Here is an 8,931-nt window from a genome sequence, read left to right on the forward strand (position 1 = left end):
CCGGTACCTGTAACGACATCTCCCGGTTTAAGACCGGTTGTTTCTTCATATACCTGAATTGTGGTAAAATCAGAAGTTATACCGATTACCTCACCGACAAGGTTTTGTTCACCAACATGAACCATTTCCATCATTTCAAAGCAATCAGCATCTTTTACGGTAACAACAGGTCCGTTAATTCCATAAATAACATTATTTTCCATTTGTATTACCATCTTCTTTCGGATAAAATCAAGAAGGTCAATTAGTTAAGAACGCTCAGACCTGAGTTCTCAATAAACCATTCTCTCTGTGCAGAGAGCTTTGTGTCGAGTGTTTCATCGGCAACAATTCTCATTGATTTGCAGTAGCCTTTAAGACCGCCAATTTTAATTGTGTTGTCTGTTACAAGCTCAGCCATTCCGTGGAAAACCGCAAGGATTTCTGTTGAATACTTCATATCCTTTTCGTTAATGTAGATAACGCAACGGTTATCGTCAAACAGCTCTGCAATCTGTCTTGCACTGTCAACAAGTTTTAATTTATATTCTTTAGTTTCGGTGTATTTTAAAAGCTTTTGTGCAGCCATTTCAAATACTTCGTCAGTCATTTTAGCTCTTTCTCTGAAGAGTTTCTTCTGACTTTCCTGAACAAGTCTTGCAAGCTTGCTTGTTTCTACATACTTCTTAGCCTCAAGCTGCTGCTGTATGTAGCGTTCGCTGTCACGCTTGCCGTTTTCTTCGGCTTTTTTAAGTTTTTCTTCCTTTAAAAGCTCAACTTCAGTATTGGCAATAGACTTTTGTTCTTCTGTATATCTTTGTATGGCTTGCAAAAAGTTATCAGTTTTTGTGGTATTTTCCATATTAATAACCTCTCAGCTCATTCAGAGTTTTACGCCAATAGCGTCCTGAACATATTTTGTGATACTGTCTTTGGTGCGTCCGTTGCCGTGACGGTCAGGAATTTCTACAATTAAAGGCTTTTTACGGTTGAGCTTTAAGTCATAGATAAGGTCAGGGCAGAGAGAAACGAGTGTTTCTGTCATAAGTATAACAGCCACATCTTCTCTCTCCATAGCCTTAGTAAGCTCTCTGGTAACCTCTTCTTCTGTATGAACTACAACGCCGTCAATACCTGCAAAACGCATACCCATTTTTGTATCAACATTATCGCTTATAAGAAAAAATTTCATTTTTCGTCATATCCTTTATTTCTTCAATTAGCTGAAGAGAATCAAGATTGAGATAAGCATACCGTAAAGGGCAACACCTTCACCAAGAGCAACGAAGATGATTGCTTTACCAAATGCCTTAGGATCTTCACTTGTTGCACCAATAGCTGCAGGAGCTGCGTTACCTACGGCAATACCACCACCGATACATGAAAGACCAACTGCGATAGCTGCACCGATATATGCAAAGCTCTTAGATGACTGCTGAGCAACCTGAACTGCCTCTGAAACTGTGTTTGCATCTGCTGCACCGGCTACGATTGGGCAGAGAAGGCAAATTGCGAATACTGCTGCGAATGAAGCAATCTGCATTAATACAGTTTTCTTTCTGTTATGACCTTTTTCGTAAGCCTTTACAGCTACAATAACTGATGCTACAAGAAATACTACTGGGAGTGCTAACATAACTAAATTTAAGATGCTCATAATGATTTACCTCCAAAAATAAATAAACAATAAAATATATAATTAAGTTTTACAACTTAACTGTTTTGTGTAAGCTTTAGCTTAACAGGCTCATATGGTCTGCCTTCGCCGGAATAGAAACGGCTGAACAGCTCATAGTATTCAAGTCTTAATACCTGAATTGCAACAAGAAGAGCCTCAAGAACCATTACTATAACATTACCTACTACAACGATTGGCCAGTAGGCAATAGGGCCTGCTGTTTCTGCAAGTACAAATACAACCATCATCATACCTGCGTGAACAAGAACAAATGCACCTACACGCAAGAAGCTCATTGTATTTGTGACATAGCTTAAAAGAACTTCGATTGATTCAAAGATGTTTTCAACAATGTAGTCCTTCCAGCTTTCAGGTTTCCAGTCAGGTTCTCTGTTTACTAATCCACCGAGTGGCTCAGCAAAGAAGATTAATATAAACGGAATTACAATAAGGCAGATAATGTAAGGAGCGTTGAATACCGGAAGTCCAAACAAAAGCTGACCTGCAATGCCGAATACTATTGCACTGTAGAAAATTATACCCGCTACACCGCTTGTGCTGAACAATGCTCTGCCGTAGTCTTTTTGGCGGATTGAAGTATACACATTGAGAAGCATTGCAATAATCAATAGGAATACGCCAATGCCAATGGCTACAAGAATAATTTTTGTTGCCATTTCTGAGCTCATAACCTCAATCGGTTTTTCCTCAAGTCCGAACAAAGCCTTGTACATTGGGTCGAGTAAATGCTCAAAACCGAATACACTGCCGAACACAAGTCCGAAGAATGCAGATGAAATACCGCATGGTGCAAGTATTTTGCCAATCGCCATCTTTTTGATTTTATACATCAATATACCTACAATGGTAAGACAGATGCCCTGACCAACATCGGCAAACATAATGCCGAAGATAATAATGTAAGTAATTGCTACAAAAAGTGACGGGTCAATTTCATTGTATTTTGGCACGCCGTACATTGAAGTGTAAAACTCAAACGGTCGTGCAAGGAAACAGTTTTTAAGCTTGACAGGCGGAGATTTTTTAATCTCGTTTTTAGCGTCTGAAAACTCAACTGTAACGCTTCTGTGTTTGCAAAGTCGTTTTTTAAGCTGTTTTGCAAACTCTGTTGGCACCCAGCCTACAATGATAAAGCTTTTGTTGTACTGCAACGCTTTTGTTCTGATAGTTGAGTACATTGAGAGCTCCTCAAGCTTAGACAAATATCTTAAAATTCTTTCTCTGTTCATTGAAAGATAATCGTCAATACGCTTTTCGGTATCTCTGTAAACGCTTTCAAGGTGGGGAATAAGTGCCTGTAGTTTTTGCATATGCAAAGTTGGCGTTGAATTAACACCAATTATGTCGCATCTCTCGAAGAAAAGGCTTGAGAAAACTCTGTCAATTTCCTCTGTTTTATCAGCAGGAGCAAGGTAAACGCCCCAGTAATAAGCCTTATCCTCTGTGCATACTGAAAAATCAATGTAAGGATCGTCCTTGTAATTTTCCAGCTTTACATAGCTGTCCTTAGGAAGTCTGCCGAATCTTGCATTAACATATTTAAGCTCAAGCAGCTTTTCAATTTCAATGTCAAGTCCGACAAAGTGCCTTGTTTCGTCAAGGTTCTGCTTAGCCTCAAGCAACTGCTCAGCAGCGAAATCCCTGTCCTCAACAAGTTCATTAAGCTCGTCACAAATCTTGTTGCAAAATAATTCAATATCCTGATAAGTAGGGTTGAAGTTGCTTACATCAACAAGCGGGAACTGCCTTTTGGTTAGTCCTAACGAAGCCTTGAGATTAGTGAGATGTTCGGCATAGATATTTTTGGTTTGAAGATGTGAGAAGCCTTGGGTGTTGTTGTAGAAAACAGACACATCGTCAGGGTGGAAAACACCTGACTCGCCAAGAACGGTAATTACATCGTCAATCTCTTCCATAAAGCCAATTATATTAACAGCTTGCATGGTTGATACAGCCAAATAAAATCACCTCTTTGTTAGTGGTACTGCTTACTTATACAATAAGCAGGGACTGTATTTTTTTAGAATCAAGTTTGTATCGTGTACCTTCAATCAAGGTTATGATATTCATAAGCTCGGTTTCGGCAACGAACATATATGAAATCATCACGACAGACGGATTATTCGAGAAATACATATTCTTTCTTGCAAGTTTGTATTTTACTCTTGGACTGATGTCACTTGCGTAAACATAACCGATCTGCTCAATCATTTTACCTGTGTGAGTTTCCTGCATAACAGAGAATACCTCACCCGATGACTCAGCCTGACACATTCTGTCGAGAGTTTTTTCGCTAATGCTTGAGAAAGGGTAGAGCAGATTACTTTTGATTTGCTCAGGTGAAAGATTATAGTACTTTTTAAGACGAAGTACACGGGAAAAGTTATTGTAATCGTTGATTACTGTGAAAAGATCCATAAGCTCTTTTCTTTCTGTGCCCTTTGTCTTGCTTTGAATAGTCTTTTTCAGGCTTGAGAAAACAAATGTATAAAGCTCGTTTTCAATATCCGATATAGGTAAAAGACCTTTTTCATCGGGCTTGTATTTTTCAAATATATGAGAATACTTGGTGTTGCTCAGAACTGATAGGAATTCATCATAGTTTCTGGCAAGTGCAAGCTTCTGCAGGTCAAGCTCGGTGTGCTTAGAGAAGTATGTCGGATACTGATAAATAAATTTTTCAGTAGATGAAGTATTGAGCAAGGTGAGAAATCGCATTATCTGTTCAATCTCTGTTGTGCTAATAACATATGCTGAAAAGCCGGTGCTCATCTGGGAATCATATCTGCAAAGCGAGTCAAATTCATAGAAAAGATGCTGCCTTAAAAGAATCTCAAGTCTGCCACGATGCACATCACGCTCGTTTACATCACGCAATGCTTCTGCATAGTGAGTATATGACTTTAAGTAAGACATAACCTCGGCAACACTGTTTGAGTTGAGCAAACTTGTATAGTCCTTTTCGGTAAGTCTTTTGCCAAACTTTGCTCTTGCCTTTGTAAGCACCGCAAACGAAGTGGAAGACACAGCTACGCACCTCCTTAAAATAATATGCTTAATAAATGGATAGTTATCCGATTGTTCGTTTAGCAATTTCATCTGACCATTTGTCAGCATTTGCCTCGAAATCAGATTTAAGTTTAATTAAAACAGATTTGTGCTTCTGACGGGTATCCTGCCATTGCTGTCTGATGTCCTTGTCAATATAAGCACTCTGACGCTCAATAGTTTCGTCAGCCTTTGACATGTAGGAATCATAGATAACCTTTGCCTGAGCGTCAATTTCCTTAGCGAGAGCCTCTTTGTTTCGCTGATTTTCTTCATCGAAGGCTTTTGCCTCGGCGTCTGCCTCAACAATCTGTTTAATCATATCCTTCAAAAAATCACCCCCTGAGATTAGTTCTTGAGAGCCTGAAGTGGTGCGGGAATTCTTCCTCCTCTGTTGATAAACTCAGCAGGTGAGCCTTTTCTGAGCGGCATTACAGGGCCGTAGCCGAGAAGTCCGCCAAAGTTAAGTGTTTCGCCGGCTTTCTTACCAATAGCAGGAATAAGTCTTACAGCGGTTGTCTTTGTATTTACCATACCGATAGCAGCCTCATCTGCAATAATAGCAGAGATAACCTCGGCACTTGTGTCACCCGGTACAATAATCATATCAAGACCAACTGAGCAAACAGCTGTCATAGCTTCAAGCTTAGTTATGTCGAGATAGCCGTTTTCTGCTGCATAAATCATACCTGCGTCCTCAGATACCGGAATGAAAGCACCGCTAAGACCGCCAACATGTGACGAAGCCATAACGCCGCCTTTCTTTACTGCATCATTGAGAAGAGCAAGGGCAGCAGTTGTACCGTGACATCCGCATACTTCAAGTCCCATTTCTTCAAGAATATGTGCAACGCTATCACCGACAGCCGGTGTAGGTGCAAGTGAAAGGTCAACAATACCAAAAGGAACGCAAAGTCTTTTGCTTGCCTCTTTTGCTACAAGCTGACCCATTCTTGTGATTTTAAATGCGGTTTTCTTAACCATATCTGCGATTTCGGCAATGTTTTTGCCGTCACCGCCCTTTGCAAGAGCAGCTCTTACAACGCCCGGTCCGGAAACACCGACATTGATTACTGTGTCAGCCTCGCCGACACCATGGAAAGCTCCTGCCATAAACGGGTTATCCTCAGGAGCGTTACAGAATACTACAAGCTTTGCAGCACCGATGCAATCTCTGTCTGCCGTGGCTTTTGCAGCATCTACTACAGTTTTACCCATCATTTTAACTGCGTCCATATTGATACCGGCCTTTGTAGAACCGATATTTACAGAAGAACAAACAAAATCAGTAGTAGCAAGTGCTTCAGGAATACTCTCGATAAGTGCATAGTCACCGCTTGCGAAACCCTTTTGTACAAGTGCGGAATAGCCGCCAATAAAGTTTACGCCGAGTTCTTTTGCAACCTTGTCGAGTGCATGTGCAAATTTTACTACCTTTTTGCTCTGACATGGAGCAGCTACCATAGCAATAGGTGTAACTGAAATTCTCTTATTTATAATAGGAATACCGTACTCCTTCTGGATATCCTCGCCGGTTTTAACGAGGTCCTTAGCAGAACGGCAGATTTTGTCATATACCTTTGTGCAGGCTTTGTCAATATCGTCATCAATACAGTCTAAAAGAGAAATTCCCATTGTAATTGTTCTTACATCGAGATTTTCGTTATCAATCATATTGATAGTTTCAAGTATATCTTTAGTTTCGAGCATAGGTGTTTATCCTTTCAATCCATATTTACGGGCATATCAGATTTTGTGCATGCTATTGAAGATGTCTTCGTGCATTACATGAATCTTAGTTGCAGTAGCCTCGCCAACTGCATCAAGGTCAATTCTGAGCTTTTCAAAGTCAATTTTTTCTTCATTGAATTCAATAAGCATAACCATTGCGAACATATCCTGAAGAACGCTCTGTGTTACCTCAACGATGTTTGCATTGTCAGCAGCACATGCAGCAGATACCTTAGCAAGGATTCCTACTGTGTCTTTACCGATTACTGTAATAATAGCCTTCATAAGTTACCTCCGTATTTTGCAAGATTATAATTTTTCTCTTGCAAAAGTTTAATATGATAGTTTTACATCACTACCCTATTATATAACTAAAATCCGATAAAGTAAAGCCTTATATTGCATAAATTTGGCGAATATGGTATTATTTATTACGGAGGTCTGATAACAATGATTTTATGTGATGTTCATACCCATTCAAACAATTCTTTTGACGCTGAAAGCAAAGTAGAAGAAATGTGTAATTCTGCCGTAAACAAGGGCTTTTACGCAATCGCAATTACTGACCATTGCGAAGCACCTTTTATTAAGTTTGGCTATAATGAAGAATTCGGAGATTTTAACGAGAGAATACCGCTTTCTTTTTTGCAGGCTAAAAACGCCCAGATAAAATATAGACAAAAACTCAAGGTATTATGCGGTATTGAGCTTGGTGAGCCTATGCACGATTTGGAATGTACCAAAAAAGCACTTGATTTTGGCGATTTTGACTTTGTTTTAGCGTCTTTGCATAATTTGAGAAATATGGAGGATTTCTATTTTCTCGATTACAAAAAGTGCGAAATTTCTGAAATTTTGAAATTGTATTTTAATGAACTTGCAGAAACCGCAGCTTTTAATGACTTTGACAGCCTTGCTCATCTTACATATCCGTTAAGATATATTTTTGAAACAACGGGCGAATATCCCAATCTTTCACCTTATCAGGATGTGATTGATGATATTTATAAAACGCTCATATCAAATAAAAAAGCACTTGAAATCAACACTTCCGGTTTGTTCAAACCTATCGGAAGAACTCTGCCGGATGAATTTCAGCTTAAACGATACAGAGAGCTTGGCGGTAAGCTTATCACTATTGGAAGTGATGCTCACAACTGCCACGCTTTAGGCAACGGAATAAAAGAGGGAATAAAGCTTGCTCATAAATGCGGTTTTAAGGCTTACACAATTTTTGAAAAACGCCATCCGATTTCTATTCCTATTGAAATAAATTAAACTATATCATATATTTTAATAGATATTGTGTTGTTTATCATATTATAACGCAAGTTGAATAATTTTCAACCACTAATTTTCACTATGACATCTATTAATCGACAAATCATTTTAAAATATCTGATAAACTGCATAAAAAGCAATAAAAAACAGACATTTCTCAAAACTTGGGAAATGTCTGTTGTGCTTTAGTTTAATTTATTAAAATTGGCAATAAGCAATTATAAAGTCTTTGCAAGTTCCTTTATGTACTCTCTGAGCTGATCCTTAGTTTCCGGATGTTCAAGTCCAACTTCAATCTGAGCCTGTAAAATACCGAATTTATTGCCCATATCATATCTTCTGCCTTCAAATTCAACGGCTGTCATACCTTCGGTAACAGCGATTTCACGCATTGCGTCTGTAAGCTGAATTTCACCGCCTGCACCCGGCTGTGTTCTTTCAAGAATCTCAAAAATTTCAGCGGGAAGAACGCATCTGTCGATGATAGAGTAGAGAGAAAGTACTTCCTCAGGGGTCTGTGGCTTTTCTTTCATATCTGTGCATTTAAAGACATTGTCGTGAATATGCTCAATCTTGAGAGAACCGTACTTGTGAATGTCTTTTGCATCAACCTTTTTAACGCCTACTACGCCCTTGCCAAACTCGCCGTAATGCTCAATAAGCTGACCGATAGCAGGCTTTTCGCCAACAATAGCACCGTCACCGAATAATACTGCAAATGGCTCGTTACCAACAAATGACTTTGCTTTTAAAATAGCGTGACCTAAACCCTTCATTTCCTTTTGACGAATGAAAGTAATGTTTGCAAGATTTGAGATGGATCTTACAGTTTCAAGAAACTCTAGCTTACCGCTTTTCTCAAGATTTGCCTCAAGCTCCGGTGAAGCGTCAAAATGATCCTCGATAATGCCCTTGCCTCTGTTTGTAACGATAAGAATATCTGTGATACCGGCTGCTACTGCCTCTTCAACAATATACTGAATCGTCGGCTTATCAACGATTGGTAGCATTTCCTTTGGCATTGATTTTGTAGCAGGAAGTACTCTTGTACCAAGTCCCGCTGCAGGAATAACTGCTTTTGTAATTTTCATATTTTCCTCCGTAATTTTATTAAATGAATAGTGGCATATAGATTATTGCTAAGAATACAAATGTTGCAGCAACTGCCATAGCAAGGTTTACGCCACCCTTGT

10 protein-coding genes and 1 pseudogene are annotated in these 8,931 nt (G+C 39.2%); 1 reads left to right on the top strand and 10 read right to left on the bottom strand.

Annotated features, from left to right (window positions below):
- The 9 genes and pseudogenes from ACJMMI_RS07115 to ACJMMI_RS07155 form a co-directional block, all read right to left on the bottom strand.
- Nucleotides 1-203, bottom strand: a pseudogene (locus tag ACJMMI_RS07115) (V-type ATP synthase subunit A); the annotation flags it as partial.
- Between the two features lie 41 nt (nt 204-244).
- Nucleotides 245-841, bottom strand: a complete 597-nt coding sequence (locus ACJMMI_RS07120) for a hypothetical protein (RefSeq protein ID WP_405354558.1) — start codon at nt 839-841, stop codon at nt 245-247.
- Between the two features lie 21 nt (nt 842-862).
- Nucleotides 863-1,171, bottom strand: coding sequence for a V-type ATP synthase subunit F (locus ACJMMI_RS07125; protein ID WP_117704423.1), 309 nt, complete (start codon nt 1,169-1,171; stop codon nt 863-865).
- Nucleotides 1,172-1,198: 27 nt separating this feature from the next.
- Nucleotides 1,199-1,636, bottom strand: coding sequence for an ATP synthase subunit C (locus ACJMMI_RS07130; RefSeq protein WP_117704424.1), 438 nt, complete (start codon nt 1,634-1,636; stop codon nt 1,199-1,201).
- 56 nt (nt 1,637-1,692) lie between these two features.
- Nucleotides 1,693-3,636 carry a V-type ATP synthase subunit I gene (locus ACJMMI_RS07135; RefSeq protein ID WP_405354559.1) on the bottom strand — a complete coding sequence of 648 codons (1,944 nt, stop codon included), beginning with the start codon at nt 3,634-3,636 and terminating at the stop codon, nt 1,693-1,695.
- A 34-nt stretch (nt 3,637-3,670) separates the two neighbouring features.
- Nucleotides 3,671-4,705, bottom strand: a complete 1,035-nt coding sequence (locus ACJMMI_RS07140) for a V0D/AC39 family V-type ATPase subunit (protein ID WP_405354561.1) — start codon at nt 4,703-4,705, stop codon at nt 3,671-3,673.
- 43 nt (nt 4,706-4,748) lie between these two features.
- Nucleotides 4,749-5,057: a hypothetical protein gene (locus ACJMMI_RS07145; protein WP_405354562.1), complete on the bottom strand. Its 309-nt coding sequence runs from the start codon at nt 5,055-5,057 to the stop codon at nt 4,749-4,751.
- Nucleotides 5,058-5,074: 17 nt separating this feature from the next.
- Nucleotides 5,075-6,436 (bottom strand): PFL family protein, encoded by a 1,362-nt coding sequence (locus ACJMMI_RS07150; RefSeq protein WP_405354564.1) that lies wholly within the window; start codon nt 6,434-6,436, stop codon nt 5,075-5,077.
- Nucleotides 6,437-6,472: 36 nt separating this feature from the next.
- A complete protein-coding gene (locus ACJMMI_RS07155; protein WP_405354566.1) occupies nt 6,473-6,742 on the bottom strand; it encodes an ACT domain-containing protein in 270 nt (89 codons plus the stop codon).
- Between the two features lie 165 nt (nt 6,743-6,907).
- On the opposite strand from ACJMMI_RS07155, the gene ACJMMI_RS07160 reads away from it, so the two are divergent.
- On the top strand, nt 6,908-7,735 hold the full coding sequence (locus tag ACJMMI_RS07160) for a histidinol-phosphatase HisJ family protein (RefSeq protein WP_405354568.1): 828 nt from the start codon (nt 6,908-6,910) through the stop codon (nt 7,733-7,735).
- A 221-nt stretch (nt 7,736-7,956) separates the two neighbouring features.
- Here ACJMMI_RS07160 and galU read toward each other — a convergent pair whose 3' ends face one another.
- Complete coding sequence (gene galU / locus ACJMMI_RS07165; RefSeq protein ID WP_405354570.1) at nt 7,957-8,829, bottom strand: UTP--glucose-1-phosphate uridylyltransferase GalU; 873 nt, start codon at nt 8,827-8,829, stop codon at nt 7,957-7,959.
- Between the last annotated feature and the right edge of the window lie 102 nt (nt 8,830-8,931).

It is taken from the genome of Ruminococcus sp., from assembly GCF_045129435.1.
Classification (GTDB): Bacteria; Bacillota; Clostridia; order Oscillospirales; family Acutalibacteraceae; genus Ruminococcoides.

Excerpts from the sequence above, each read along its gene's own strand:
- galU (WP_405354570.1), bottom strand. The coding sequence starts at position 8,829 with ATGAAAATTACAAAAGCAGTTATTCCTGCAGCGGGACTTGGTACAAGA.
- ACJMMI_RS07130 (WP_117704424.1), bottom strand. The coding sequence starts at position 1,636 with ATGAGCATCTTAAATTTAGTTATGTTAGCACTCCCAGTAGTATTTCTT.
- ACJMMI_RS07125 (WP_117704423.1), bottom strand. The coding sequence starts at position 1,171 with ATGAAATTTTTTCTTATAAGCGATAATGTTGATACAAAAATGGGTATG.
- ACJMMI_RS07150 (WP_405354564.1), bottom strand. The coding sequence starts at position 6,436 with ATGCTCGAAACTAAAGATATACTTGAAACTATCAATATGATTGATAAC.
- ACJMMI_RS07155 (WP_405354566.1), bottom strand. The coding sequence starts at position 6,742 with ATGAAGGCTATTATTACAGTAATCGGTAAAGACACAGTAGGAATCCTT.
- ACJMMI_RS07120 (WP_405354558.1), bottom strand. The coding sequence starts at position 841 with ATGGAAAATACCACAAAAACTGATAACTTTTTGCAAGCCATACAAAGA.
- ACJMMI_RS07160 (WP_405354568.1), top strand. The coding sequence starts at position 6,908 with ATGATTTTATGTGATGTTCATACCCATTCAAACAATTCTTTTGACGCT.